The organism is Gilvimarinus sp. 1_MG-2023 (assembly GCF_030548285.1).
Map to the genome: position 1 here is coordinate 1 of NZ_JAUOSC010000757.1, position 294 is coordinate 294.

Consider the following 294-nt stretch of genomic DNA (forward strand, 5'->3'; position numbering starts at 1 on the left):
CACGTGTTCTCCGCGACGTTTGCGCAGCACAACAAGGCTGTGTACCAATACCAGATACGTAACCGCAAGGCGGATTACCGTTCAACGCCGGAACCGGCGGCACCTTCTTCACCCGCATCGCCTGACGCAGGAACACAACCATGACTTCAGCCAACACCCCGCCGCCACGCGGCAAATTCATTACCTTTGAAGGAGGGGAGGGTGTTGGTAAGACGACCAATGTCCAGTGGTGTGCCGACTGGCTGATGGAGCGCGGGCTGGAGGTAATGGTGACCAGAGAGCCTGGGGGGACAC

The 294-nt window shown here is 59.2% G+C and carries 1 protein-coding gene; it reads left to right on the plus strand.

Translation table 11 applies throughout. The features are described 5' to 3' along the window. Nucleotides 1-140 precede the first annotated feature (140 nt). Nucleotides 141-294: dTMP kinase (locus Q4563_RS18915; protein ID WP_442903795.1), on the plus strand; the 154-nt coding region annotated here is incomplete at its 3' end.